Raw genomic sequence first — 24555 nt, 5'->3', positions numbered from 1 at the left:
TTGTTCCGGTTGTGAACGCGCAGCCAGTAATGTGGCCTCCGTCTATGCAAGACAAGGTAAAGAAATAACATGGGCAGCATGCATCCCGTACAGGTGATCGCGGTGACCGGCGGCAAAGGTGGCGTCGGCAAGACTAATGTGTCAGTGAACTTGTCCCTGGCGCTGGCAGAGCTTGGCCGTCGGGTCATGCTGCTGGACGCCGACCTGGGGCTGGCGAACGTCGACGTTCTGCTGGGCCTCACCCCCAAACGCACTCTGGCCGACGTGATCGAAGGCCGCTGCGAGCTGCGCGACGTGCTGTTGCAGGGCCCCGGCGGGATCCGCATCGTGCCGGCCGCTTCCGGCACCCAGAGCATGGTTCACCTGAGCCCGGCCCAGCATGCCGGCCTGATCCAGGCGTTCAGCGACATCGGCGACAACCTCGACGTGCTGGTGATCGACACCGCTGCGGGTATCGGTGACTCGGTAGTCAGTTTCGTTCGCGCAGCCCAGGAAGTGTTGCTGGTGGTCTGCGACGAGCCGACCTCGATCACCGACGCTTACGCGCTGATCAAACTGCTCAACCGCGACTACGGCATGAACCGCTTCCGCGTCCTGGCCAACATGGCCCAGAGCCCGCAGGAAGGTCGCAACCTGTTCGCCAAGTTGACCAAGGTCACGGATCGCTTCCTCGACGTCGCCCTACAATACGTCGGCGCGGTGCCGTACGACGAAAGCGTGCGCAAGGCGGTGCAGAAGCAGCGTGCGGTCTATGAAGCCTTCCCGCGTTCCAAGTGCGCGCTGGCGTTCAAGGCGATCGCACAGAAGGTCGACACCTGGCCGCTGCCCGCCAACCCGCGCGGCCACCTCGAATTTTTCGTCGAGCGCCTCGTGCAGCAAACGGCAGGACCTGTGCTATGACCGCCAGCGGTATGAACCTTTACAAAAAGTCGGCGCGTGACGCGCAGTACGAGCTGATCGAGCGTTACGCGCCACTGGTCAAACGCATCGCCTATCACTTGCTGGCGCGATTGCCGGCCAGTGTGCAGGTCGAAGACCTGATCCAGGCCGGGATGATCGGCCTGCTCGAAGTCTCGACCAAATACGACGCCAGCAAGGGCGCCAGTTTTGAAACGTACGCGGGCATCCGGATCCGCGGTGCGATGCTCGATGAAGTCCGAAAAGGGGATTGGGCACCGCGCTCGGTTCACCGCAACACCCGTATGGTCAGCGACGCAATTCGCTCGATTGAAGCTAAAACCGGCCGTGACGCTAAAGATCACGAAGTTGCGGCCGAACTCCAATTGAGTCTCGACGATTACTACGGGATTTTGAACGACACCCTGGGCAGCCGGCTGTTCAGTTTCGACGACCTGTTGCAGGACGGCGAACACGAAGGGCTGCACGAGGATGGCGCCAGTGCTCATCTGGAGCCGTCGCGCGATCTGGAAGACGAACGTTTCCAGGCCGCGCTGGCGGACGCGATTGCCAATTTGCCGGAGCGTGAGCGACTGGTGTTGGCGCTGTACTACGACGAAGAGCTGAACCTCAAGGAGATCGGTGAAGTCCTTGGCGTCAGTGAATCGCGGGTCAGCCAGTTACACAGCCAGTGCGCGGCCCGCTTGCGGGGGCGTTTGGGGGAGTGGCGAGCGCGCTGAAGGCAGTGTGGGGACACTGCGAACGAGGCTGGTGCGGTGGTGAACGGCACCGGTCTCGATCTGTTGTGCTCCAGACAGTCATCGAGTGTTTTGCCGGATTGATTGAAATGGCGCGTCCAGGTGCTGGGCGCGTTTAAGACTGCTTGGAGGTCGAATTGAACAAAGACATGAAAATCCTCATCGTTGATGACTTCTCAACGATGCGGCGGATCATCAAGAACCTGTTGCGTGATCTGGGGTTCACCAACACCGTTGAAGCCGACGATGGCACCACTGCCATTCCGGTGCTCAACAGCGGCAGCATCGACTTTCTGGTGACCGACTGGAACATGCCCGGCATGACCGGTATCGACCTGCTGCGCCACGTGCGCGCCGATGAAAAGCTCAAGCACCTGCCGGTGCTGATGGTGACCGCTGAAGCCAAGCGCGAGCAGATCATCGAGGCGGCCCAGGCCGGCGTGAACGGCTATGTGGTCAAACCTTTCACGGCCCAGGCGTTGAAAGAAAAAATCGAGAAGATTTTCGAACGCATCGGCTGATGAACGCGCGGGGGAGCTATGGAGCATAACGAATCTTCACAGGGCGATTTTGAGTCGACCCTGAAAAAACACGCGGTCGAACTGGTCGAAAGCCTTGAAAAAGGCAAGTTCGGCGACGCGGTGCAACTGATCCATGAGCTCAATCAGACCCGTGACCGTGGCCTGTACCAGGAAGTGGGCAAGCTCACACGTGAACTGCACAGTGCGATCGTCAATTTCCAGATCGATCCGCACATGCCGCAGGCTGAGGAAGTGTCGCAGATTACCGACGCTACCGAGCGCCTGGGCTACGTGGTCAAACTGACCGAAGCTGCCGCCAACCGCACCATGGATCTGGTGGAAAGCGCGACCCCTGTGGTCAATGGCCTGGCTGACGAAGCCCAGGCCTTGAGCGCCGATTGGGGCCGTTTCATGCGTCGTGAGGTCGGGGCTGAAGAGTTCCGTGAACTGGCGCGCCGGGTCGACGGTTTTCTGGCACGCAGCAGCGCGGACAACCGCGCGGTGTCGAGCAATCTGAATGACATTCTGCTCGCCCAGGATTACCAGGACCTCACCGGCCAGGTGATCAAGCGCGTGACCCAATTGGTCACCGAAGTCGAAAGCAACCTGCTCAAGCTCGTGCTCATGGCCAGCCAGGTGGACCGCTTTGCGGGCATCGAACATGACCGTGCGGCGATGCTTGCTGAAAAAGATCCACAAAAACATCTCTCGCAGGGTGAAGGTCCGCAGATTCATGCCGATAAACGAGAAGACGTTGTGTCCGGTCAGGACGATGTGGACGATTTGTTATCCAGCCTTGGATTCTAGAGTTTTGGAATTATAGGTTTTTTGGGTTTTTAGACCTGTAGGAGCACCCCATTAATGAGCTTCGGCGCCGATGAAGAGATCCTTCAGGATTTCCTGGTTGAGGCCGGCGAGATTCTTGAGCAACTGTCCGAACAACTGGTCGAGCTGGAAAGCCGCCCGGATGACGCAGATCTGCTCAACGCAATTTTTCGCGGTTTCCACACTGTAAAAGGGGGCGCCGGCTTCCTTCAGCTCAACGAGCTGGTGGAGTGCTGTCACATCGCCGAAAACGTGTTCGACATCCTGCGCAAGGGTGAACGACGCGTCGATGCAGAACTGATGGACGTGGTGCTCGAAGCGCTGGACGCGGTGAACAGCATGTTCAGCGAAGTCCGCGATCGCAGCCCGATCACCGCCGCCACCCCGGAACTGCTGGCTGCCCTGGCGCGTCTGGCCGAACCGCAATCGGCGGATGAAGCCCCGGCTTCGCCGGTTGCCGAGATGATCGAAGAGCTGGTCGTCGAAGGCGATTCGGGCGACATCACCGATAACGAATTTGAACAGTTGCTGGACTCGCTGAACGCCGTCAAGGCCGAAGCCGAAGCCCCGGCGGCTGCCGCTGCGCCTGCTTCCACCGAAGCGGCCAGCGATGAAATCACCGACGCCGAGTTCGAGTCGCTGCTCGACCAGTTGCATGGCAAAGGCCAGTTCGCGGCCGACGCCGTAGCTCCGGCGGCCGCTGCACCTGCTGCCCCGGCGGCGGGCGACAGCTCGGATATTACCGACGACGAATTCGAAGCCTTGCTCGATCAGTTGCACGGCAAGGGCAACTTTGCCGTCGATGCGCTGGAGTCGGCGATTGCTTCGGTGCCTGCGCCGGCTGCTCCGGCAGCCGCTGCGGCCGGTAGCGATCTGATCAGCGACCACGAGTTCGAATCGCTGCTCGACGATCTGCACGGCAAAGGCAAGTTCACTGACGTTGCCACCGGTGCCGTCGTGACTGCCGGCAATGCTTCGGCGGTTGCAACGCCTGCTGCGAAGGCCCCGGCCGCTGCGGCAAAACCCGCCGCGAAAGCACCTGAGCCTAAAGCCGAACCGGCCAAACCGGCTGCCGCCGCAGCACCGGCTCCGGCCCGTGCCCCCGCGACGCCGCCACCGGAAAAACCGACGACTGAAGCCGAGACCACCGTGCGTGTGGACACCGCACGTCTCGACGAAATCATGAACATGGTCGGCGAGCTGGTGCTGGTGCGTAACCGTCTGGTGCGCCTGGGCCTGAACAGCGGTGACGAGTCTATGCAGAAGGCCGTGTCGAACCTCGACGTGGTCACCGCCGACTTGCAGACCGCGGTGATGAAGACCCGGATGCAGCCGATCAAGAAAGTCTTCGGCCGCTTCCCGCGTCTGGTTCGCGACCTGGCACGCCAGCTCAAGAAAGAGATCAACCTGGAACTGGTGGGCGAAGAGACCGACCTCGACAAGAACCTCGTCGAGGCATTGGCCGACCCGCTGGTCCACTTGGTGCGCAACGCCGTCGACCACGGCATCGAGTCGCCGGAAGAACGCGAAGCCTCGGGCAAGGCCCGTGGCGGCAAGGTGATCCTGGCGGCCGAGCAGGAAGGCGACCACATCCTGCTGTCGATCTCCGACGACGGCAAAGGCATGGACCCGAACGTCCTGCGCGCCATCGCCGTGAAACGCGGTGTGATGGACAAGGATGCCGCCGATCGTCTGAGCGACACCGAGTGCTACAACCTGATTTTCGCCCCGGGTTTCTCGACCAAGACCGAGATCTCCGACGTGTCCGGCCGCGGTGTCGGCATGGACGTGGTGAAGACCAAGATTTCCCAGCTCAACGGTTCGATCAACATCTACTCGACCAAGGGCCAGGGCTCGAAGATCGTCATCAAGGTGCCGCTGACGCTGGCGATCATGCCGACCCTGATGGTGATGCTCGGCAACCAGGCATTCGCGTTCCCGCTGGTGAACGTCAACGAAATCTTCCACCTCGACCTGTCGACCACCAACGTGGTGGATGGTCAGGAAGTGGTGATCGTGCGGGACAAGGCGCTGCCATTGTTCTACCTCAAGCGCTGGCTGGTCAGCTCCGCCGCTCACGAAGAGCAGCGCGAAGGCCATGTGGTGATCCTTTCGGTGGGCACCCAGCGGATCGGCTTCGTCGTCGATCAACTGGTCGGCCAGGAAGAAGTGGTCATCAAGCCATTGGGCAAGATGCTCCAGGGAACTCCAGGCATGTCCGGCGCCACCATCACCGGTGACGGCCGCATTGCACTGATTCTCGATGTTCCGAGCATGCTCAAGCGTTACGCCGCACGGCGTATTTGAATCCGGGGTGGCGGGGCGACAACGTCCCGCCGCACCTAATGGAGTGTTTATGGCAGTCAAAGTCCTGGTGGTGGACGATTCGGGTTTTTTCCGCCGCCGCGTCTCGGAAATTCTTTCAGCGGATCCGAGCATCCAGGTTGTCGGCACGGCAACCAACGGTAAAGAGGCGATCGATCAGGCCCTGGCCCTCAAGCCGGACGTGATCACCATGGACTACGAGATGCCGATGATGGATGGCATCACGGCCGTGCGGCACATCATGCAGCGCTGCCCGACGCCGGTGTTGATGTTCTCCTCGCTGACGCACGAAGGCGCCCGGGTGACCCTGGATGCGCTGGATGCCGGCGCGGTGGATTTCCTGCCGAAGAATTTCGAAGACATCTCCCGCAACCCGGAGAAGGTCAAGCAACTGCTGTGCGAGAAGGTTCACAGCATCTCGCGCAGCAACCGTCGTTTCAGTGCCTACAGTGCGCCGGCGCCTGCCGCTGCACCGACGCCTGCGCCGGCTGCTCCTGCACCGTCGAGCTTCAGCAGTCACAGCAGCGCTCCGGCCCGTCCGGCACCTGCGCCGGCACCGACTCGCGCGCCAGCGGCCAGCGCTTCGTCGCCGGCCCCGAAACGCAAGAACTACAAACTCGTCGCCATCGGTACATCGACCGGCGGCCCGGTCGCGCTGCAACGGGTTCTGACCCAGTTGCCGGCCAGCTTCCCGGCGCCGATCGTGCTGATCCAGCACATGCCGGCGGCCTTCACCAAGGCCTTCGCCGAGCGTCTGGACAAGCTGTGCCGCATCAGCGTCAAGGAAGCCGAGGATGGCGACATCCTGCGTCCGGGCCTGGCGCTGCTGGCACCGGGTGGCAAGCAGATGATGATCGACGGCCGTGGCGCGGTGAAAATCCTGCCGGGCGACGAACGTCTGAACTACAAGCCGTGCGTGGACATCACTTTCGGTTCCGCAGCCAAATCCTACAGTGACAAAGTTCTGGCGGTGGTACTGACCGGCATGGGCGCCGACGGCCGTGAAGGTGCACGACTGCTCAAGCAGGGCGGCAGCACGGTCTGGGCTCAGGACGAAGCCAGTTGCGTGATCTACGGCATGCCGATGGCCATCGTCAAAGCTGACCTCGCCGACGCGGTGTACAGTCTGGACGATATCGGCAAGCACATCGTCGAGGCATGCGTCTGATGGATGTTCTAAGCCTTATCGGGATCATCATGGCGTTCGTCGCCATCATCGGCGGCAACTACCTGGAAGGTGGTCACCTCGGCGCGCTGGCCAACGGCCCGGCGGCGCTGATCGTGCTCGGTGGCACCGTCGGTGCCGCGCTGCTGCAATCGCCGATGAGCGCGTTCAAGCGCGCCATGCAGATTCTGGCCTGGATCTTTTTCCCGCCGCGGGTGGACCTGGCCGGCGGCATCGACCGCGTAGTCAACTGGAGCCTCACCGCCCGCAAGGAAGGCCTGCTGGGTCTGGAAGGCGTGGCGGATGCCGAGCCCGACGCCTACTCGCGCAAGGGCCTGCAACTGCTGGTCGACGGCGCCGAGCCGGAAGCGATCCGCAGCATCCTCGAAGTGGATTTCTACACTCAGGAAGCCCGCGATGTCGAAGCGGCCAAAGTGTTTGAAAGCATGGGCGGCTACGCGCCGACCATCGGCATCATCGGTGCGGTAATGGGCCTGATCCACGTGATGGGCAATCTGGCCGATCCGTCGCAACTGGGTAACGGGATTGCGGTGGCGTTCGTCGCCACCATCTACGGTGTGGCCAGTGCCAACCTGATCCTGTTGCCCGTTGCCGCCAAGCTCAAGTCAATCGCGTTGCGACAGTCGCGTTATCGCGAAATGTTGTTGGAAGGTATTTTGTCGATCGCTGAAGGTGAAAACCCACGCTCCATCGAGTTGAAGCTTCAGGGCTTCATGGATTAAGGGACTGACCTCATGGCACGTCGTCGCCAGCATGAAGAGCACGTAAACCATGAACGCTGGCTGGTTTCCTACGCCGACTTCATCACCTTGCTCTTTGCCTTTTTCGTGGTGATGTACTCCATCTCGTCGATCAACGAAGGCAAATACAAGATCATCTCCGAAGCGCTGATCGGGGTCTTCACCGACTCCGACCGCGCGCTCAAGCCGATTCCGATCGGTGAAGAACGACCGAAGACCGTGACCCCGGCCAAGCCGCTGGTCAAGGACGCCGAACAGGTCGATGCCGGTATCGCCGGAGCCAGCGATCCGCTGAAAAGCATCGCCGATGACATCAGCGCTGCGTTCGGCGACCTGATCTCCTCGAACCAGATGACCGTGCGCGGCAACGAGCTGTGGGTCGAGATCGAACTCAACTCCAGCCTGTTGTTCGGCAGTGGTGATGCGATGCCGAGCGACATCGCGTTCAACATCATCGACAAGGTCGCGGCGATCCTCAAACCGTTCGACAACCCGATTCACGTCGAAGGCTTCACCGACGATCAACCGATCCGCACCGCGCAGTACCCGACCAACTGGGAGCTGTCCTCGGCGCGTTCGGCGAGCATCGTGCGCATGCTGGCGATGCAGGGTGTGAATCCTGGCCGCCTGGCCTCGGTGGGCTACGGCGAATTCCAGCCGGTGGCCAACAACGCCACCGCTGAAGGCCGGGCGAAAAACCGTCGTGTGGTGCTGGTGGTGTCGCGCAATCTCGATGTGCGCCGCAGCCTCACCGGCACCGGAACCGCTCATGCGCAACCGGATGCCGCGTTGAAGCGTGCTGGCACACAAACTGCACCGACCCCGGTCAAGACGCCGGGACGCGAGAGTGCCGTCAATTCTCCGTCGCCCGCATTAATACGCTGAACCATGTCTCGGCCGAGTATCCCGGCCGGGAGGAACGATCCGAATGAGAGTCTGGGCAGTCGCCAATCAAAAGGGTGGTGTTGGTAAAACCACTTCTTCCATCGCTTTAGCCGGTTTGCTGGCAGAGGCGGGCAAGCGCGTGGTCGTGGTCGATCTCGATCCGCACGGCTCGATGACCAGCTATTTCGGTTACGACCCCGACAGCCTGGAACACAGCAACTACGACCTGTTTCTGCACAAGGGCGGCGTGCCGCAAGGCCTGCCGGGCCAGCTGCTGTTGTCGACCAGCGATGAACGCATTTCCCTGTTGCCGTCGAGCACCGCGCTGGCCACCCTCGAGCGCCAGTCGCCAGGGCAGAGTGGCCTGGGTCTGGTGATCGCCAAGAGTCTGGCGCAGCTGTGGCAGGACTTCGATTACGCGATCATCGACAGCCCGCCATTGCTCGGCGTGCTGATGGTCAACGCGCTGGCCGCCAGTCAGCAACTGGTGATCCCGGTGCAGACCGAGCACCTGGCCGTCAAAGGCCTGGAGCGCATGGTCAACACCCTGGCGATGATCAACCGCTCACGCAAACAGGCGCTGCCGTTCAGCATCGTGCCGACCCTGTTCGACCGCCGCACCCAGGCGTCGATGGGCACCTTGCGCGTGCTGCGCGACAAATTCCCCGAGGAGATCTGGCAGGGTTACATCCCGGTCGATACCCGTCTGCGTGACGCCAGTCGTGCCGGTGTCACCCCTTCGCAGTTCGACGGCAAGAGCCGTGGCGTGCTGGCCTACCGCGCGCTGCTCAAGCATCTGCTGGCGCAGCAACTCGTTCCGCAGGTGGCTTGAGCATGAATCGGCCGATCAAGCTGACGTCGAAGCCGCAACTGGCGCTGCAGTCCTATCTGGACGGCTTGCTGCAGGAAGTGACGGACGAGGTCGAGCAGGAAATCGCAGCGCCGGTCGAGGTGGTCGAGACCGCTGCGGCGCTCGATGAATTCCAGGCTGCCGTGCTCGAAGAGCAGGCCCGGGATGCGCAAAAAGCCGCCCGGCCGGTGGCCCCGGTTGCAGCGCCTGCCGCTGTAGTAGCGAAGGCAACTGCGACGTTGATCAAAGAGCCTGAGCCGGTGCGCGTGGTATCGACCCTGGCACCGCTGCTGCAAACCCAACTTCTGCAAACGCCTCCGGCTCCCGTAGTACCAGAGCCGGAACCTGAAGCGCCTGCGCCAGCCCCGGTCGAACCAACCCTGGTTGCGCCGCTGGTGGAAGTGCATCTGCCACCCAGCAACACGCCGCCACCGGTGGAAACCGACGGCCGTCCGGCCTGGGCTTCGGAAGCGTTCGAATGCCTGCTGTTCGACGTCGCCGGGCTGACGCTGGCGGTGCCGCTGGTGTGTCTGGGCTCGATCTATTCGCTGGCCGGCCATGAGCTGACGCCGCTGTTCGGTCAGCCGGAATGGTTCCTCGGGATCCTGCCGAGCCAGGCCGGCAACCTGAAAGTGCTGGACACCGCACGCTGGGTCATGCCGGATCGCTATCGCGACGATTTCCGTCAGGGCCTGCAATACGTGATTTCGGTGCAGGGTTACGAGTGGGGCCTGGCGGTGCATCAGGTCAGTCGCTCGTTGCGTCTGGACCCGAATGAAATCAAATGGAGAAGTCACCGAGGTCAGCGGCCATGGCTCGCCGGCACGGTGATTGAACACATGTGCGCCTTGCTCGATGTTTCCGCGCTGGCCGAGTTGATCGCCAGCGGTGGGGCAAAGCACATGTCCGGCAGTAAGCCGAACCACAAACCGACATAAAGACAGTACCGGCATTCAAATGCCGGCGAACGAAACACACACCGCCAGGCGCGGTTTTTCGAGGGGCTAGGGTATGAACGACAAGGCTACGGCGGCAAAGGGTTCCGAAGATCCGATCCTGCAATGGGTGACCTTCAAGCTGGACAACGAAACCTACGGCATCAACGTGATGCGCGTTCAGGAAGTCCTGCGCTACACCGAGATCGCTCCGGTTCCGGGCGCGCCAAGCTACGTGCTGGGCATCATCAACCTGCGCGGCAACGTGGTGACCGTGATCGATACCCGTCAGCGCTTCGGCCTGATGAGCGGTGAGATCAGCGACAACACCCGTATCGTCATCATCGAAGCCGACAAGCAGGTCGTCGGCATCATGGTCGACAGCGTGGCTGAAGTGGTTTACCTGCGTCAGTCGGAAATCGAGACCGCACCGAACGTCGGTAACGAAGAGTCGGCCAAGTTCATCCAGGGCGTGTGCAACAAGAACAACGAGTTGCTGATCCTGGTCGAGCTGGACAAGATGATGAGCGAAGAAGAGTGGTCGGAACTGGAGAACATCTGATTGATTCTCGAGGTAGCGGTCATTGTCCTGTTCCTGTTCTGGGCAGGCACGCTGGCGATGTTTCTGGCGTACATCAAGGCGCAGCGGGTCATCGCTGCGCAACAGGCCCAGGGCGATGCGCTGCGTGATCAGCGCATCAGGGACCTGGCCAAACGTGTCGACGATTACCAGAACGGCAACGTGCGCATGGGCGAAGCCCTGCACGAGCTGCGCGCGGTGGTCAGTCCGATCCCGGACAAACTCTCCCAGCTCGAACAGCGCGATCCTTCCAGCCTGTCATTCGCCCAGGCGGCGAAACTGGTGGGGATGGGCGCGAGTGTCGATGAGCTGACCCAGTCCTGCGGGTTGACCCAGGCTGAGGCGGAGTTGATGCGCAAGCTGCACAAGAACTGATTTTTGCGTTGAGGCTGATGGCCTATTCGCGAGCAAGCCCGCTCCCACATTTGGCTGGATTCCTTCAATAGGATCGAGGACAAATGTGGGAGCGGGCTTGCTCGCGAAGGGGTCTTTAAAACCTCAGTAATCGTCGCCGCGCTCGGTGATGTCTTTCTCGACCATTGGTGCATCCGGGTCGTGTCCGGCCGGGAACTTGCCCTTGAGGTTCCAGGCGAAAGCGATGATCTCCGCGATCGTGCGGTACAGCTCTTCGGGGATGCTGTCGCCCAGTTCCATTCGCGCCAGCATTTTCACCAGTTCGGCGTTTTCGTAGATCGGCACTTCATAATCGCGGGCGATCCGCAGGATTTCTTCGGCCAGTTCTTCGTCGCCCTTGGCGGTAAGGGTCGGGGCGTGGCTGCCGTCGTATTTGAGGGCGATGGCCTGGCGTGGAGCGGTGGTGTCATTCATGCGGTTTCGTCGACCCAGCGGTGTTCGAGGCGGGTTTGGATGCCTTGCGGCGGGGTGCCGAGGTGGCAGTCGAGGTCGCCGACGTTCAGCCCGGAATCCAGCAGGCGCTGACGCAGGGCGGTCAGATTGCTTTCGATCAGGCTCGCGGTGTACGGCCGCTCGGCCCACAACTGGCTGGACAGGCTGCCGCTGATCAATTGCGCCTGAATCTGCATCGGCCCCAGCGGTTCCATGTCGAACGCCAGATCGACGCGCCACAGTTGTTGTTTCGGCTCGCGCTCATCGCGGCGCTGCTCGTTCGCTTGCTGTTTCTCCGGCGCTTCCTCGCGCTGGAACTTGACCTGCAATGGCACGATGTCCTGCAGGTTGCGCATCGGGATTTCCAGTTGCCAGGTGCTGAGCAGGCGACCGTCGTCGGTGACGCCGGTCTGCTCCAGGCTCGACAGCTGATGACTTTGCAGGCGCGACACGGCGGCTGCGGCGAGGCGCAGCAAATGTTCCAGATCGCCTTCGCCCTCCAGACTTTGCAGCAACCGGTCGGGCAGGGGGAAACTGCTCGGCACCGGTTTCGCGCTGACCTGACCGAGCATGCCGAGGGCGTTGCGCACGAAGCTCGGCAATGCCTGAGCCAGAGTATTGGCGGCGATGATCGCGTTCAGATTGGTGTTGCCGGGCAGGCCGGGGGTGAGCTGGGCGATCAGCTTGAGCAGATCGGCTTTCATGTCCGGGGCGAGCGTCGGGTTTTGCCCGGTCAGCAGTTTGGTCTCAAGGAACACGCCGCTGTTGGCCAGCGCCTGGGCCAGACCCTTTGGAGTGCTCAGTTGCTGCACATCTGGCAGGTTGGCGAGCAGTTTGTCCACGGCGGCGCGCAAATCCTGGGACGTCTGATCGGTGGCGGGGGGCAGGCTCTGGAGCATTTTCAGCAAGCCGTCGAGGGAGCCCTGACGGCTTTGCTGGCTGACCAGCTGCTGGCTGACCGCCAGTTGTTCCTGGCGATTGCTCAGCGGCAGGAACTTCAGGGTCTGCGAGTCCTGCACCAGCGCCGAGAGCAGGGTGCCGATGCGCAGCGGTTGCGGGCTGTCGATGCTCAGTGTGCTGCCGCTCAACGCCGTGTTGAGCAGGCTGACCATCGAGCGGTACACCGTCGGCTGCCCCGGCACCTGCGGCAAGGCCTGAGCCGTCAGCACCTTGCCTTGCAGCAGCGTGCCAACCGGCAATTGCGCGGTGTCGATGCGGGTGAGGGTGGCGACGCTGCTGGCGATGGCCTGTTGCACGGTGATCGCCAGATTGCCCGCCGACGGCTGGGTGATCGCCAGGCTGGTTCCCTGGGGCAGCGGCAGATTGCTGGTCGCCTGCACGGTGGTCTGACGGCCGCTGTCCAGCGTCACCTTGAGCAGCAACTGGAAGGTCTGATCCGCCTGCTTGAGCGACAACACCTCGGCTTTGGCGCTCTGGCCGGCGGCAATCAGCCCGTCGACCGGCGTCAGCAACTTCAGCAGCTCACCCACCTGCGGGCGAACGGTCGCCGGGGTGGTGGGCGGGAGCGGGAGGATGTTCATTTCGCCTGTCATACGCGGACACAACCTGAGGAAAATGCACTCGGGAGAGCGGGGGACGCCATGTATAATGCCGCCCGTCCTTCCATTCGTTCAAAAAACATAGCAATTGTTTGACGCAGCTCTCTGGATTGAGCCGTCATTGCATTTATGCTGCAACTCTTTAACGGCCGCGCCAGAGCCGACTTGAACCGTATAAGGCCCGTGAACCCTTGACCAGTCCTGTCCTGCAAACCGTTGCCCTCGCGTGTGAACGTGATCTCAGACTGCTCTTCGACAATCTCGAATTGAAACTGGCCAGTGGCGATATGGTGCAGATCAGCGGCCCCAACGGCAGCGGCAAGACCAGCCTGCTGCGTTTGCTGGCGGGTCTGATGCAGCCGACCGACGGTCAGGTGCTGCTCAACGGCAAGCCGCTGGGCGAGCAACGCAGCGAGCTGGCGCGCAACCTGTTGTGGATCGGCCACGCCGCCGGGATCAAGGACTTGCTCACCCCGGAAGAAAACCTCGCCTGGCTCTGCGCCCTGCATCAACCCGCCGAACGCGACGCGATCTGGCAGGCCCTGGCGGCGGTTGGATTGCGCGGTTTCGAGGATGTTCCCTGCCACAGTCTGTCCGCCGGCCAGCAGCGCCGCGTGGCGCTGGCGCGGTTGTATCTGGACAGCCCGCCGTTGTGGATTCTCGACGAACCGTTCACCGCCCTCGACAAGCAGGGCGTGGCGCAGCTTGAAGAACACCTGGCCGGGCACTGCGAACGGGGCGGCCTGGTGGTGCTCACCACGCACCACACGCTGAGCCGGATGCCAGCCGGTTATCGCGACATTGATCTGGGGAATTGGGCGGTATGAGTGTGTTCGGCCTGCTGGTTGCCCGTGAATCCCGACTGCTGTTCCGCCGCCCGGCGGAGCTGGCCAATCCGCTGATTTTCTTTGCCATCGTCATCGCGCTGTTCCCGCTGGCCGTCGGCCCGGAAACTCAAGTATTGCAAAACTTGTCCCCGGGGTTAGTCTGGGTGGCGGCACTCTTGTCGGTTCTGCTCTCGCTGGACGGGCTGTTCCGCAGTGATTTCGAAGATGGCTCCCTTGAACAGTGGGTCCTTTCGCCGCACCCCCTGCCACTTCTGGTATTGGCCAAGGTGCTGGCACACTGGCTTTTTTCCGGGCTGGCACTGGTTTTGCTCTCGCCGTTACTGGCGTTGATGCTCGGGTTGCCGGCTGCGTGTCTGCCGGTATTGCTGCTTTCGTTGCTGCTGGGAACACCGGTGCTGAGCTTGCTCGGCGCGGTGGGCGCGGCGCTGACGGTCGGTCTGAAACGCGGAGGCCTGTTGCTGGCGCTGCTGATTCTGCCGTTGTACATCCCGGTGTTGATCCTCGGCAGTGGCGCCTTGCAGGCGGCGTTGCAGGGCATGCCGGCGCTTGGTTATCTGTTGTGGCTTGGCAGCCTGACCGCCCTGGCGATAACCCTGACACCTTTTGCAATAGCGGCTGGCCTGAAGATCAGCGTCGGCGAATAATGAGGTCTGGTTAAAATTTAACCAGCAAAGACCCTGAGACTGCTCACACCGATGAGCGGCACCCGTGATGGAAACAGTATGAACTGGACCTGGTTTCACAAGCTCGGCTCGCCCAAGTGGTTCTACGGCATCAGCAGCAAGTTTTTGCCGTGGTTGAGCCTCGCCGCGTTGTTGCTGATCTGCGTTGGCGTCATCTGGGGCCTGGCCTTCGCGCCGCCGGACTATCAGCAAGGCAACAGCTTTCGCATCATCTATATCCACGTTCCCGCCGCGATGCTCGCCCAGTCGATCTACGTGATGCTGGCGGTGTGCGGCGTGGTCGGGCTGGTGTGGAAGATGAAACTGGCCGACGTCGCCCTGCAATGCGCCGCGCCGATCGGTGCCTGGATGACCGCCGTGGCGCTGGTCACCGGGGCGATCTGGGGCAAGCCGACGTGGGGTTCGTGGTGGGTCTGGGACGCGCGCCTGACCTCGATGTTGATTCTGCTGTTCCTGTACTTCGGCGTGATCGCCCTGGGCAACGCCATCAGCAATCGCGACAGCGCCGCCAAGGCCTGCGCGGTGCTGGCCATCGTCGGCGTGATCAACATTCCGATCATCAAATACTCGGTGGAGTGGTGGAACACCCTGCACCAGGGCGCGACCTTCACCCTCACCGAAAAACCGGCGATGCCCGTCGAGATGTGGCTGCCGCTGCTGCTGACGGTGCTGGGTTTCTACTGTTTCTTCGGCGCGGTGCTGTTGTTGCGCATGCGCCTTGAAGTGCTCAAGCGCGAAGCCCGCGCCAGTTGGGTGAAAGAAGAAGTGCAGAACAGCCTGGAGGCCGCTCGATGAGTTTCGCGTCATTTGGCGACTTCCTCGCCATGGGCCATCACGGCCTGTATGTCTGGTCGGCCTACGGCATCTGTCTGGCGGTACTGATCCTCAACGTAGCGGCGCCGATTGCGGCCCGCAAGCGTTATCTGCAACAAGAGGCGCGTCGTCTGCGCCGGGAGAACGGCAAGTGAATCCGCTGCGTAAAAAGCGTCTGATCATCATCCTGGCAATTCTGGTCGGGGTCGGCGCTGCCGTCGGCCTGGCCCTGAGCGCCCTGCAGCAGAACATCAACCTGTTTTACACGCCGACCCAGATCGCCAACGGCGAAGCGCCGCAGGACACCCGCATCCGCGCCGGCGGCATGGTCGAGAAGGGCTCGCTGCAACGCTCCACGGATTCGCTGGACGTCAAATTCGTGGTCACCGACTTCAACAAGTCCGTGACCATCACCTATCGCGGGATCCTGCCGGACCTGTTCCGCGAAGGGCAGGGCATCGTCGCGCTGGGCAAGCTCAACGCCGACGGCGTGGTGGTTGCCGATGAAGTGCTGGCCAAGCACGACGAGAAATACATGCCGCCGGAAGTGACCAAAGCCCTGAAGGACAGCGGTCAATCCGCGCCAACCCCTGCGAAGGAGGGTTGATCGATGACATCCAGCATTTTCATTCCCGAACTCGGCCATCTGGCCATGATCCTGGCGCTGTGTTTCGCGCTGGTGCAGGCGGTGGTGCCGTTGCTCGGTGCCTGGCGCGGCGACCGTCTGTGGATGGGCCTGGCGCAGCCAGCGGCGTGGGGGCAGTTCGCGTTTTTGCTGTTCGCCTTCGGTTGCCTGACCTATGCGTTCATGACCGACGACTTCTCCGTGGCCTACGTCGCGATGAACTCCAACAGCGCGCTGCCGTGGTACTACAAGTTCAGCGCGGTGTGGGGCGCCCACGAAGGGTCGCTGCTGCTGTGGGCGTTGATCCTCGGCGGTTGGACCTTCGCGGTGTCGGTGTTCTCCCGGCAACTGCCGCAAGTCATGCTCGCTCGTGTGCTGGCGGTGATGGGCATGATCAGCACCGGTTTTCTGCTGTTCCTGATCCTCACCTCGAACCCGTTTTCGCGGATCCTGCCGCAGATCCCGGCCGATGGTCGTGACCTCAATCCATTGCTGCAGGACATCGGTTTGATCGTGCATCCGCCGATGCTCTACATGGGTTACGTCGGTTTCTCGGTTGCGTTTGCTTTCGCCATCGCCGCATTGCTCGGCGGTCGTCTCGATGCTGCCTGGGCACGCTGGTCGCGTCCGTGGACCATCGTCGCGTGGGCCTTCCTCGGCATCGGCATCACCCTCGGTTCGTGGTGGGCCTATTACGAACTCGGCTGGGGCGGCTGGTGGTTCTGGGACCCGGTGGAAAACGCCTCGTTCATGCCATGGCTGGTGGGCACGGCGCTGATTCACTCGCTGGCGGTCACCGAGAAACGTGGCGTGTTCAAGAGCTGGACGGTGTTGCTGGCAATTGCCGCATTCTCCCTGAGCCTGCTCGGCACGTTCCTTGTGCGTTCCGGCGTGCTGACCTCGGTGCACGCGTTCGCCTCCGATCCTGAGCGTGGCGTGTTCATCCTGATTTTCCTGCTGTTCGTGGTCGGTGGTTCGCTGACGCTGTTTGCCTTGCGTGCGCCGGTGGTCAAGAGCCAGGTCGGTTTCAATCTGTGGTCGCGGGAAACCCTGCTGCTGGGCAATAACCTGGTGCTGGTGGTAGCAGCGTCGATGATCCTGCTCGGCACGCTGTATCCGCTGATCCTCGATGCGATCAGCGGCGCCAAACTGTCGGTCGGCCCGCCGTACTTCAACGCATTGTTCATTCCGTTGATGGCGCTGTTGATGCTGGTGATGGCGGTCGGAGTGATCGTGCGCTGGAAAGACACCCCGGTGAAATGGCTGGTCAGCATGCTGACGCCGGTGCTGCTGGGCAGTGTTGCGCTGGCGGTGGTGGCCGGTGTCGCCTACGGCGATTTCAACTGGGCCGTCATCGCGACGTTCCTGCTCGCGGCCTGGGTGTTGCTGGCCGGTGTGCGCGATATCTTCGACAAGACCCGCCACAAAGGTCTGATCAAAGGCCTGCCGACCCTGACCCGCAGCTACTGGGGCATGCAGATCGCCCACCTCGGGATCGCCGTCTGTGCGCTGGGCGTGGTGTTGTCGAGCCAGAACAGTGCCGAACGTGACCTGCGCCTGGCACCGGGCGAGTCGATGGATCTGGCCGGTTATCAGTTCGTGTTTGAAGGCGCCAAGCACTTCGAAGGCCCGAACTTCACTTCCGACAAGGGCACCGTTCGGGTGATCCGCAACGGTCAGGAAATCAGCGTGCTGCACCCGGAAAAACGCCTGTACACCGTGCAGAACTCGGTGATGACCGAGGCCGGGATCGACGCCGGTTTCACCCGCGACCTCTACGTCGCACTGGGCGAACCGCTGGGCGATGGCGCCTGGGCGGTGCGGGTGCATGTGAAACCGTTCGTGCGCTGGATCTGGTTCGGCGGTCTGCTGACCGGTTTCGGTGGTCTGCTGGCGGCGCTGGATCGGCGTTATCGAGTGAAGGTCAAAGCCCGCGTGCGTGAAGCGCTGGGCATGGAAGGAGCCGCTGCATGAGACGTTGGTTGATGCTGGTGCCATTGGCGATTTTCCTGCTGGTGGCCGTATTCCTTTATCGCGGTCTGTACCTGGATCCGGCGGAGCTGCCGTCGGCGATGATCGGCAAGCCGTTCCCGGAGTTTTCCCTGCCGGCAGTGCAGGGCGACAAGACCCTGACCCGCGCTGACATTCTCGGCAAACCGGCACTGGTCAACGTCTGGGGCACCTGGTGCATTTCCTGCCGGGTCGAGCACCCGGTGCTGAACAAGCTCGCTGAGCGCGGCGTGGTGATCTACGGCATCAACTACAAGGACACCAACGTCGATGCGTTGAAGTGGCTGGCCGAGTTCCACAATCCGTATCAGCTGGACATCCGTGACGACGAAGGCTCCCTGGGCCTGAACCTGGGTGTCTACGGTGCGCCGGAAACCTTCTTCATCGACGCCAAGGGCATCATCCGCGACAAGTACGTCGGGGTGATCGACGAGCAGGTCTGGCGGGAAAAACTGGCGGCCAAGTATCAGGCGCTGGTCGACGAGGCCAAGCCATGAAGCGCTTTTTAGCTGCCATGGTGTTGGGCTTGAGCCTGGCCGGGGTGGCCCACGCGGCCATCGACACTTACGAGTTTGCCAAAGAAGGCGATCGCGAGCGTTTTCGCGAACTGACCAAGGAACTGCGCTGCCCCAAGTGCCAGAACCAGGACATCGCCGACTCCAACGCGCCGATTGCCGCTGACCTGCGCAAAGAGATTTTCCGCATGCTCGGCGAAGGCAAGGACAATCAGCAGATCATCGACTTCATGGTCGACCGCTACGGTGATTTCGTCCGCTACAAACCGGCGCTCAATGCCAAGACCGCTTTGCTCTGGTTCGGCCCGGCCGGCCTGTTGCTGGGTGGGTTCGTGGTGATTGCCGTGATCGTCCGCCGCCGTCGCGGGCAACGCGCCGAGACGCCGCAATCGCTGTCCCCTGAAGAGCGTCAGCGCCTCGACCAACTGTTGGATAAAAACCAAGAATGATTGATTTCTGGCTTGCCGCAGGGCTGTTGCTTCTGGTCGCCCTGAGTTTTCTGCTGATCCCCGTCCTGCGCGAACGTCGCGCCCAGCGTGAAGAGGATCGAACCGCTCTCAACGTCGCGCTTTATCAGGAACGCGTCGCCGAGCTGCAATCGCAGCAGGCCGAAGGCGTGCTCGACGCCGCGCAAATGGACAGCGGCCGTGCCGAAGCGGCCCGGGAACTGCTGGCGGACACCGAAGGTGTGGCGCCGGCGCGGGTTTCGCGTTTGGGCAAGCCGTTGCCATTGCTGGCAGCCGTGCTGGTGCCGGTGTTGGGGCTCGGTCTGTATTTGCATTTTGGCGCGAGCGACAAGGTCGAACTGACCCGGGAATTCGCCCAGGCGCCGCAGTCGATGGAAGAGATGACTCAGCGTCTGGAGCGCGCAGTCGCTGCGCAGCCGGATTCGGCTGAAGGCGTGTACTTCCTCGGCCGCACCTACATGGCCCAGGATCGTCCGGCGGACGCGGCGAAGATGTTCGAGCGCGCGGTCAATCTTGCCGGTCGTCAGCCGGAACTGCTCGGCCAGTGGGCGCAGGCCCAATATTTCGCCGACAACAAGAAATGGTCGGACAAGGTTCAGGCTCTGACCGATGAAGCGCTGAAAGCCGATCCGAAAGAAGTCACCAGTCTCGGCCTGCTGGGCATCGCCGCATTCGAAGGCGAGCGTTATCAGGAGGCCATCGACTACTGGAACCGTCTGCTGGCGCAACTGCCGCCACAGGACAAATCCCGCGAGGCCCTGCAAGGCGGCATCACCCGCGCTACCGAAAAACTGCAAGCCAGCGGCGGCAAGGTCGCCCAGGCACCGGCGGCAAAAGCGGCGGCGCTGTTGAAAGTGCGTGTGGATCTGGCCAGCGAGCTCAAAGCCAAGGTGCAACCGGGCGACAGCGTGTTCATTTTTGCCCGTGCGGTTTCCGGCCCTCCAGCGCCGCTGGCAGCCAAGCGCCTGACCGTCGCCGATCTGCCGGTCACCGTGGAACTGGGCGATGCCGACGCGATGATGCCGCAATTGAAACTGTCGAACTTCCCCGAAGTCCAACTGGTTGCGCGCGTCTCCCGTGCCGGTCAGCCGACCGCCGGGGAGTGGGTCGGTCGCAGCGGGCCTCTGGCCAGCAGCACCACCGCGCCGCAGACACTGACCATCGACAGCCCGGACAAATAGCCGGAACCCACAGGAAAGCACCGCCATGAACGCCATCGCCCGAATCACAGTCCTCACACTGGCCCTGGGCTTGAGCGCATGTGCGGTGCAACGACCGGAGCCGACCACCAGGCTGCCGCCGATCCCGCCGTCACAACCCAGCCCGACCCCGTCGACCAGCCCGACGCCGAGCAAACCGGGCATCCCGGCCAAACCCGCCAAACCTGTCCCGCGCACCTCCGCCAGCTTCGCCCCGCCACCGGGCGGCAACAGCCACTGGGACCAGAAACTGGGCGTTTACGTGCTCGACGACCAGACCAACACCTTCTACCGTCAGCGCACCTACTACCGCTGGAACAACGGCTGGAGCCGCTCGATCAGCCCCAACGGCCCGTGGGAAGAAACCAACATCCATGGCGTACCGGCGGGACTGGGCAAGCAGTTCGGGGAGTAATGAAAAACGGCGATCTCTGGATCGCCGTTTTGCTGTCTGGGGTGATGAGCAATGCCTCACTCGTATCCTGTCATCAACGCCTGAGCTTGCTTTGCGAGAAGCGCCAATGCCAGCTCGCTGGGGCAGTGCATCAATCACATGCTGCAAAACAACCGAACGTCGTCCTGCTAATTTCTGTGCTTGAGTAAAGATAACTCTAGGGTTACTTTTGTTAAGCCGAAGCAAGGAGGCGGTTGGTGCAGAGCAGGTTATTGATCAAGGAGCTGGAGGAGGCAGGCTGGACGCTGGACCGGATAACCGGCAGCCACCACATCTTCACGCACCGTTACAACCCATACACGATCCCCGTCCCGCATCCGAAAAAGGATTTGCCGGTCGGGACGGTCAAGAGCATCAGGAGGCGTGCCGGGTTGTACAACCCGCCAGCCAGTTACAGAGGAGATCCGTAATGCAATACCCAATCTGCATCGAGTGGGGTGACGAGAACACCGCCATCGGGATTCAGATCCCCGATATTCCCGGCGCGATTACTGCCGGAGATACGTTTGAGGATGCCTACAACGCGGCCGTCGAGATTGCCCACATCATGCTGCAGGAGATCGCCGCGGATGGTGATTCGATTCCGATGCCGACTTCGGCGGCCACCCATCGCAACAACCCGGAGTTTGCCGACATGGGCTGGGGCATGCTCGAACTGGACATCTCGCCGTACATGGGCAAGACCGAAAAGGTCAACGTGACGTTGCCGGGCTATGTCATCCAGCGCATTGACCGCTATGTGCGTGAACACAATGTCAAAAGCCGCTCCTCTTTTCTGGCGGATGCCGCCATGGAAAAACTGGTCCGGCATTGAACCTCGAGCCCTGTCGGATCAGCGATCCGACAGGGCTTTTCAGATGCTAGGCCGTTGCCAGAACAGGCTTTTGCGAAGCACTCAAGAACCGCACCAGCGCCAGCAGCGGGAACGCGCTGCCAACGATCACGATCCACAACCAGCCGCCATGTTCGTACACCGCACTCGCCACCGACGAGCCGAAGGCGCCACCGACGAAGATGCTGGTCATGTACAGCGCGTTCAGGCGGCCGCGGCTTTTGGCGTCAAGGGAGTAGACCGCGCGCTGGCCGAGCACCATGTTCATCTGTACGCAGAAGTCGAGCACCACGCCGGTCACGGCCAGGCCGATCACGCTGTAGGCCGGGTGGATGAAGGCCGGCAGGAAGCTCAGGCTGGCGAACAGCATGGCCAGCAACGAGGCGATGCGGGTGTGGCCGGCATCGGCCAGGCGTCCGCTGATCGGCGCGGCAATGGCACCGATCGCGCCGACCAGAGCGAAGATCGCGATTTCACTCTGGGACAGGCCATGGTTGCGCGCCAGTTCCAGCGGCACGGCGGTCCAGAACAGGCTGAACGTGGCGAACATGCAGGCCTGGTAAAACGCCCGCTGACGCAGCACCGGTTGTTTGCGCAGCAGCGTCCACAACGAACCCAGCAACTGGCCGTAGGACGCGCTGTGATCCGGTTGGCGCTTGGGCACGGTCAGCGCCAGCACTACGCTGATCGCCGCCATCAAGGCTGCGGCGATCATGAACATCGCCCGCCAGCCGAGGTGGTCGGCGACCACGCTGGACACCGGACGCGCGAGCAGAATTCCCAGCAGCAAACCGCCCATGATCCCGCCGACCACCCGGCCACGGGATTCCTCGGGCGCCAGGTGCGCCGCCAATGGAATCAGCACCTGTACCGATACCGAGCTGAAACCCACCAGCAACGAAATCAGCAGGAATACATTCGGCTGATCGGTAAACGCCGCGCCGAGCAGGCTGGCAATTGCCACCACAGTGGTGATGATCATCAACCGGCGGTTTTCCAGCAGATCCGCCAGTGGCACCAGGAAGAACAGGCCCAGCGCATAGCCGATCTGGGTCAGCGACACGATGAAACTGGCCATGGTGTCGGTCAGGCCGATGTCTGGCGCGATCAGGCCGATGATCGGCTGGGCGTAGTAGATGTTGGCAACGATGGCGCCGCAGCAGAAAGCGAACAGCAGCACCATGCCTCGGGTCATTGTGTGAGTTGTGGCGGTCATAGGGTTTCTCGATCCAGCGAAAAGGAATGCGGTGAGGCTAAGGGACGGGCCGAGCCGGCAGTAGAGGCTTCTGATCGATATCAGTTATTCCGTTGCGGAACAGGTGGCGCCGAACAATCCTTGTTCATCGGCGAACCTTGCGTTCGACCGTTGAGCGTCGATGATACATTCACTTACATCTTGTTCGATAGCGTGCTTATGTTGTGATCGGGTTTCAGCGTTCATCAACGGAGGATTGCGATGTTTCGTCAGTTGCTTCGCCACACCACAACGATTGCCCTGATCAGTCTGCTCGGCGCCACTGCCGCACAGGCCGCCGAAGCGCCCGGCATGCGCATGGGCGTGCGCGGCGAGATCACCGGGGTCAGTGCCGACTCGCTCAAGGTCCACGTCAACACGGGTGAAAACGTGGTGGTCCAGTTGACCCCGGACACCAAGGTCCGCGCGGTCACCCTGGCCAATATCGAAGACATCAAGCCCGGCAGCTACATCGGCTCGGCCGCCATTCCCCAGGAGGATGGCACGCTCAAGGCGCTGGAGGTTCACGTGTTCCCGCCGGAGCTGGCCGGCAGCGGCGATGGTCATCGGCCGTTCGACCTGGCCAAGGGCAGCAGCATGACCAATGGCAGCGTCGGCGATCTGGTGGTGAGCAACGGCCGGGTGCTGACCGTCAACTACAAGGGCGGCCAGCAGAAGATCCTGGTGCCGGAGGACGTGCCGATCGTCAACCTGACGCCGGGCGATCGCAGCCTGCTCAAGGTCGGGGTGAAGATCGTCACCTTCGTGACCCAGAGCGCGGACGGCACGCTGACCGCGCAATCGATCTCGGCGGGCAAGGATGGCGTCAAGCCGCCGATGTAAACGCTCACAAAAAAGGCGACCTCTGCAGGTCGCCTTTTCATGTCAGCTCACGCCTTACTGGCCGTTGTAGATCTGGTCGAAGACTCCGCCATCGTTGAAGTGGGTCTTCTGCACGGTGCGCCAGTCGCCGAAGGTCCTCTCGACCGACAGGAAGTCGACTTTCGGGAAGCGATCGGTGTACTTGGCCAGTACCGCTGGGTCACGTGGACGCAGGTAGTTGGCGGCCGCGATTTCCTGACCTTGCGGCGACCACAGGAATTTCAGGTATTCCTCGGCAGCGGCGCGGGAGCCTTTCTTCTCGACCACTTTGTCGACCACCGACACCGGCGGCTCGGCTTCGGCGGAGACGCTTGGGTAGATGACTTCGAACTGGTCGCGGCCGAACTCGCGGGCGATCATTTCGGCTTCGTTTTCGAAGGTCACCAGCACGTCGCCGATCTGGTTGGTCATGAACGTGGTGGTCGCGGCGCGGCCACCGGTATCCAGCACTGGCGCCTGTTTGAACAGCTTGCCGACGAAGTCTTTCGCCTTGTTCTCGTCGCCGCCGTTTTTCAGCACGTAGCCCCAGGCCGACAGGTAGGTGTAGCGGCCGTTGCCCGAGGTTTTCGGGTTCGGCACGATCACTTGCACGCCGTCCTTGAGCAGGTCCGGCCAGTCTTTCAGGGCTTTCGGGTTGCCCTTGCGGACGATGAACACGGTGGCCGAGGTGAACGGCGCGCTATTGTTCGGCAGACGGGTGACCCAGTCTTTCGGCACCAGTTGGCCGTTGTCGGCCAGGGCGTTGATGTCGGTGGCCATGTTCATGGTGATGACGTCAGCCGGCAGGCCGTCGATCACCGAACGGGCTTGCTTGCTCGAACCGCCGAAAGACATCTGCACGGTGATGTCTTCCTTGTGCTCGGCTTGCCAGTGTTTCTGGAACGCAGCGTTGTAGTCCTTGTAGAAATCGCGCATCACGTCGTAGGACACGTTGAGCAGGGTCGGTGCGGCCTGAGCCACGCTGCCGAAGGCAAGACCTGCGGCGAGAAGTGAGGCGCCAAAGAGTTTTTTCACTGCGCATTCCTTGTTCTGTGGGGGTGTTTTTGACAAAGATAAGGCCATTTGCCAGCGACTATAGCGGGGCGC

Annotated in this window: 29 protein-coding genes; 25 read left to right on the top strand and 4 right to left on the bottom strand. The window is 62.0% G+C overall.

The features are described 5' to 3' along the window. Positions 1-69 precede the first annotated feature (69 nt). The 12 genes from fleN (at position 70) to ACTJK9_RS12970 (ending at position 10877) form a co-directional block, all read left to right on the top strand. Positions 70-900 carry a flagellar synthesis regulator FleN gene (fleN, locus tag ACTJK9_RS13025; RefSeq protein WP_003222917.1) on the top strand — a complete coding sequence of 277 codons (831 nt, stop codon included), beginning with the start codon at positions 70-72 and terminating at the stop codon, positions 898-900. Beyond that, on the top strand, positions 897-1637 hold the full coding sequence (gene fliA, locus ACTJK9_RS13020) for an RNA polymerase sigma factor FliA (protein WP_007951959.1): 741 nt from the start codon (positions 897-899) through the stop codon (positions 1635-1637). The genes fleN and fliA overlap by 4 nt, the downstream gene beginning before the upstream one ends. A 167-nt stretch (positions 1638-1804) precedes the next feature. Beyond that, positions 1805-2176 (top strand): chemotaxis response regulator CheY, encoded by a 372-nt coding sequence (locus ACTJK9_RS13015; protein ID WP_003183998.1) that lies wholly within the window; start codon positions 1805-1807, stop codon positions 2174-2176. Between the two features lie 18 nt (positions 2177-2194). Further along, positions 2195-2983, top strand: a complete 789-nt coding sequence (locus tag ACTJK9_RS13010; protein WP_011333071.1) for a protein phosphatase CheZ — start codon at positions 2195-2197, stop codon at positions 2981-2983. Between the two features lie 54 nt (positions 2984-3037). Then, complete coding sequence (locus ACTJK9_RS13005) at positions 3038-5308, top strand: chemotaxis protein CheA (RefSeq protein WP_440814201.1); 2271 nt, start codon at positions 3038-3040, stop codon at positions 5306-5308. A 49-nt stretch (positions 5309-5357) separates the two neighbouring features. After that, positions 5358-6494, top strand: a complete 1137-nt coding sequence (locus tag ACTJK9_RS13000) for a protein-glutamate methylesterase/protein-glutamine glutaminase (RefSeq protein ID WP_221398982.1) — start codon at positions 5358-5360, stop codon at positions 6492-6494. After that, positions 6494-7234 (top strand): flagellar motor protein, encoded by a 741-nt coding sequence (locus ACTJK9_RS12995; RefSeq protein WP_064600715.1) that lies wholly within the window; start codon positions 6494-6496, stop codon positions 7232-7234. Before ACTJK9_RS13000 ends, ACTJK9_RS12995 begins: the two co-directional genes overlap by 1 nt. A 12-nt stretch (positions 7235-7246) precedes the next feature. Further along, positions 7247-8137 (top strand): flagellar motor protein MotD, encoded by an 891-nt coding sequence (gene motD / locus ACTJK9_RS12990; RefSeq protein WP_011333075.1) that lies wholly within the window; start codon positions 7247-7249, stop codon positions 8135-8137. 43 nt (positions 8138-8180) lie between these two features. After that, positions 8181-8969 carry a ParA family protein gene (locus ACTJK9_RS12985; RefSeq protein WP_249484143.1) on the top strand — a complete coding sequence of 263 codons (789 nt, stop codon included), beginning with the start codon at positions 8181-8183 and terminating at the stop codon, positions 8967-8969. Between the two features lie 2 nt (positions 8970-8971). Next, the gene (locus ACTJK9_RS12980) at positions 8972-9925 is read left to right on the top strand and encodes a CheW domain-containing protein (protein WP_440814198.1); all 954 of its coding nucleotides are present in this window, start codon (positions 8972-8974) and stop codon (positions 9923-9925) included. 73 nt (positions 9926-9998) lie between these two features. Beyond that, positions 9999-10484, top strand: a complete 486-nt coding sequence (locus ACTJK9_RS12975; protein ID WP_007959223.1) for a chemotaxis protein CheW — start codon at positions 9999-10001, stop codon at positions 10482-10484. Next, positions 10485-10877, top strand: coding sequence for a DUF2802 domain-containing protein (locus ACTJK9_RS12970; RefSeq protein ID WP_039769738.1), 393 nt, complete (start codon positions 10485-10487; stop codon positions 10875-10877). A gap of 123 nt (positions 10878-11000) precedes the next feature. Here ACTJK9_RS12970 and ACTJK9_RS12965 read toward each other — a convergent pair whose 3' ends face one another. Next, on the bottom strand, positions 11001-11330 hold the full coding sequence (locus ACTJK9_RS12965) for an EscU/YscU/HrcU family type III secretion system export apparatus switch protein (protein WP_440814196.1): 330 nt from the start codon (positions 11328-11330) through the stop codon (positions 11001-11003). Beyond that, entirely contained in the window at positions 11327-12901 is a 1575-nt protein-coding gene (gene fliK / locus ACTJK9_RS12960; protein WP_440814194.1) for a flagellar hook-length control protein FliK, read from the bottom strand. Before fliK ends, ACTJK9_RS12965 begins: the two co-directional genes overlap by 4 nt. A 197-nt stretch (positions 12902-13098) precedes the next feature. On the opposite strand from fliK, the gene ccmA reads away from it, so the two are divergent. The 12 genes from ccmA (at position 13099) to ACTJK9_RS12900 (ending at position 21335) form a co-directional block, all read left to right on the top strand. Further along, positions 13099-13734: a cytochrome c biogenesis heme-transporting ATPase CcmA gene (ccmA, locus tag ACTJK9_RS12955; RefSeq protein ID WP_440814192.1), complete on the top strand. Its 636-nt coding sequence runs from the start codon at positions 13099-13101 to the stop codon at positions 13732-13734. Continuing rightward, complete coding sequence (gene ccmB, locus ACTJK9_RS12950) at positions 13731-14399, top strand: heme exporter protein CcmB (RefSeq protein WP_011333083.1); 669 nt, start codon at positions 13731-13733, stop codon at positions 14397-14399. Before ccmA ends, ccmB begins: the two co-directional genes overlap by 4 nt. Before the next feature lie 78 nt (positions 14400-14477). After that, entirely contained in the window at positions 14478-15233 is a 756-nt protein-coding gene (ccmC, locus tag ACTJK9_RS12945) for a heme ABC transporter permease (RefSeq protein WP_039769743.1), read from the top strand. Then, positions 15230-15406, top strand: coding sequence for a heme exporter protein CcmD (gene ccmD / locus ACTJK9_RS12940; protein ID WP_011333085.1), 177 nt, complete (start codon positions 15230-15232; stop codon positions 15404-15406). The genes ccmC and ccmD overlap by 4 nt, the downstream gene beginning before the upstream one ends. Beyond that, positions 15403-15858: a cytochrome c maturation protein CcmE gene (gene ccmE / locus ACTJK9_RS12935; RefSeq protein ID WP_011333086.1), complete on the top strand. Its 456-nt coding sequence runs from the start codon at positions 15403-15405 to the stop codon at positions 15856-15858. Before ccmD ends, ccmE begins: the two co-directional genes overlap by 4 nt. Before the next feature lie 3 nt (positions 15859-15861). Continuing rightward, entirely contained in the window at positions 15862-17850 is a 1989-nt protein-coding gene (locus ACTJK9_RS12930; protein ID WP_064594418.1) for a heme lyase CcmF/NrfE family subunit, read from the top strand. Then, entirely contained in the window at positions 17847-18383 is a 537-nt protein-coding gene (locus ACTJK9_RS12925; RefSeq protein ID WP_440814189.1) for a DsbE family thiol:disulfide interchange protein, read from the top strand. The genes ACTJK9_RS12930 and ACTJK9_RS12925 overlap by 4 nt, the downstream gene beginning before the upstream one ends. Beyond that, the gene (locus tag ACTJK9_RS12920) at positions 18380-18850 is read left to right on the top strand and encodes a cytochrome c-type biogenesis protein (RefSeq protein WP_011333089.1); all 471 of its coding nucleotides are present in this window, start codon (positions 18380-18382) and stop codon (positions 18848-18850) included. The genes ACTJK9_RS12925 and ACTJK9_RS12920 overlap by 4 nt, the downstream gene beginning before the upstream one ends. Further along, the gene (gene ccmI / locus ACTJK9_RS12915; RefSeq protein ID WP_085611513.1) at positions 18847-20049 is read left to right on the top strand and encodes a c-type cytochrome biogenesis protein CcmI; all 1203 of its coding nucleotides are present in this window, start codon (positions 18847-18849) and stop codon (positions 20047-20049) included. Before ACTJK9_RS12920 ends, ccmI begins: the two co-directional genes overlap by 4 nt. Before the next feature lie 25 nt (positions 20050-20074). Further along, positions 20075-20482: a hypothetical protein gene (locus ACTJK9_RS12910; protein ID WP_085611512.1), complete on the top strand. Its 408-nt coding sequence runs from the start codon at positions 20075-20077 to the stop codon at positions 20480-20482. 236 nt (positions 20483-20718) lie between these two features. After that, entirely contained in the window at positions 20719-20931 is a 213-nt protein-coding gene (locus ACTJK9_RS12905) for a type II toxin-antitoxin system HicA family toxin (protein WP_085611511.1), read from the top strand. Next, a complete protein-coding gene (locus ACTJK9_RS12900) occupies positions 20931-21335 on the top strand; it encodes a type II toxin-antitoxin system HicB family antitoxin (protein WP_011333093.1) in 405 nt (134 codons plus the stop codon). Before ACTJK9_RS12905 ends, ACTJK9_RS12900 begins: the two co-directional genes overlap by 1 nt. Before the next feature lie 46 nt (positions 21336-21381). Here ACTJK9_RS12900 and ACTJK9_RS12895 read toward each other — a convergent pair whose 3' ends face one another. Further along, positions 21382-22569 carry an MFS transporter gene (locus tag ACTJK9_RS12895; protein ID WP_039769755.1) on the bottom strand — a complete coding sequence of 396 codons (1188 nt, stop codon included), beginning with the start codon at positions 22567-22569 and terminating at the stop codon, positions 21382-21384. A 240-nt stretch (positions 22570-22809) separates the two neighbouring features. Here ACTJK9_RS12895 and ACTJK9_RS12890 point away from each other — a divergent pair, with 240 nt between their 5' ends. Further along, positions 22810-23430, top strand: coding sequence for a DUF5666 domain-containing protein (locus tag ACTJK9_RS12890; protein ID WP_221398989.1), 621 nt, complete (start codon positions 22810-22812; stop codon positions 23428-23430). Between the two features lie 54 nt (positions 23431-23484). Here ACTJK9_RS12890 and ACTJK9_RS12885 read toward each other — a convergent pair whose 3' ends face one another. Beyond that, positions 23485-24483 (bottom strand): sulfate ABC transporter substrate-binding protein, encoded by a 999-nt coding sequence (locus tag ACTJK9_RS12885; protein WP_085611508.1) that lies wholly within the window; start codon positions 24481-24483, stop codon positions 23485-23487. Between the last annotated feature and the right edge of the window lie 72 nt (positions 24484-24555).

This window comes from Pseudomonas sp. 22082, from assembly GCF_052046055.1.
GTDB lineage: Bacteria > Pseudomonadota > Gammaproteobacteria > Pseudomonadales > Pseudomonadaceae > Aquipseudomonas > Aquipseudomonas pharyngis.
The sequence above is the reverse complement of the archived record's forward strand: the minus strand, read 5'-3'. Positions and strand labels throughout refer to the sequence as shown.

Bases quoted from the DNA above. Each gene is read 5' to 3' on its own strand.
- fliK (WP_440814194.1), bottom strand. From the start codon at position 12,901: ATGACAGGCGAAATGAACATCCTCCCGCTCCCGCCCACCACCCCGGCG.
- ccmB (WP_011333083.1), top strand. From the start codon at position 13,731: ATGAGTGTGTTCGGCCTGCTGGTTGCCCGTGAATCCCGACTGCTGTTC.
- ACTJK9_RS12975 (WP_007959223.1), top strand. From the start codon at position 9,999: ATGAACGACAAGGCTACGGCGGCAAAGGGTTCCGAAGATCCGATCCTG.
- motD (WP_011333075.1), top strand. From the start codon at position 7,247: ATGGCACGTCGTCGCCAGCATGAAGAGCACGTAAACCATGAACGCTGG.
- ACTJK9_RS13000 (WP_221398982.1), top strand. From the start codon at position 5,358: ATGGCAGTCAAAGTCCTGGTGGTGGACGATTCGGGTTTTTTCCGCCGC.
- fleN (WP_003222917.1), top strand. From the start codon at position 70: ATGGGCAGCATGCATCCCGTACAGGTGATCGCGGTGACCGGCGGCAAA.
- ACTJK9_RS12900 (WP_011333093.1), top strand. From the start codon at position 20,931: ATGCAATACCCAATCTGCATCGAGTGGGGTGACGAGAACACCGCCATC.
- ACTJK9_RS13015 (WP_003183998.1), top strand. From the start codon at position 1,805: ATGAAAATCCTCATCGTTGATGACTTCTCAACGATGCGGCGGATCATC.
- ACTJK9_RS12980 (WP_440814198.1), top strand. From the start codon at position 8,972: ATGAATCGGCCGATCAAGCTGACGTCGAAGCCGCAACTGGCGCTGCAG.
- fliA (WP_007951959.1), top strand. From the start codon at position 897: ATGACCGCCAGCGGTATGAACCTTTACAAAAAGTCGGCGCGTGACGCG.
- ACTJK9_RS12925 (WP_440814189.1), top strand. From the start codon at position 17,847: ATGAGACGTTGGTTGATGCTGGTGCCATTGGCGATTTTCCTGCTGGTG.
- ccmC (WP_039769743.1), top strand. From the start codon at position 14,478: ATGAACTGGACCTGGTTTCACAAGCTCGGCTCGCCCAAGTGGTTCTAC.
- ACTJK9_RS12985 (WP_249484143.1), top strand. From the start codon at position 8,181: ATGAGAGTCTGGGCAGTCGCCAATCAAAAGGGTGGTGTTGGTAAAACC.
- ACTJK9_RS12920 (WP_011333089.1), top strand. From the start codon at position 18,380: ATGAAGCGCTTTTTAGCTGCCATGGTGTTGGGCTTGAGCCTGGCCGGG.
- ACTJK9_RS12930 (WP_064594418.1), top strand. From the start codon at position 15,862: ATGACATCCAGCATTTTCATTCCCGAACTCGGCCATCTGGCCATGATC.
- ccmD (WP_011333085.1), top strand. From the start codon at position 15,230: ATGAGTTTCGCGTCATTTGGCGACTTCCTCGCCATGGGCCATCACGGC.
- ACTJK9_RS13005 (WP_440814201.1), top strand. From the start codon at position 3,038: ATGAGCTTCGGCGCCGATGAAGAGATCCTTCAGGATTTCCTGGTTGAG.
- ccmI (WP_085611513.1), top strand. From the start codon at position 18,847: ATGATTGATTTCTGGCTTGCCGCAGGGCTGTTGCTTCTGGTCGCCCTG.
- ACTJK9_RS12910 (WP_085611512.1), top strand. From the start codon at position 20,075: ATGAACGCCATCGCCCGAATCACAGTCCTCACACTGGCCCTGGGCTTG.
- ACTJK9_RS13010 (WP_011333071.1), top strand. From the start codon at position 2,195: ATGGAGCATAACGAATCTTCACAGGGCGATTTTGAGTCGACCCTGAAA.
- ACTJK9_RS12895 (WP_039769755.1), bottom strand. From the start codon at position 22,569: ATGACCGCCACAACTCACACAATGACCCGAGGCATGGTGCTGCTGTTC.
- ACTJK9_RS12965 (WP_440814196.1), bottom strand. From the start codon at position 11,330: ATGAATGACACCACCGCTCCACGCCAGGCCATCGCCCTCAAATACGAC.
- ACTJK9_RS12890 (WP_221398989.1), top strand. From the start codon at position 22,810: ATGTTTCGTCAGTTGCTTCGCCACACCACAACGATTGCCCTGATCAGT.
- ACTJK9_RS12995 (WP_064600715.1), top strand. From the start codon at position 6,494: ATGGATGTTCTAAGCCTTATCGGGATCATCATGGCGTTCGTCGCCATC.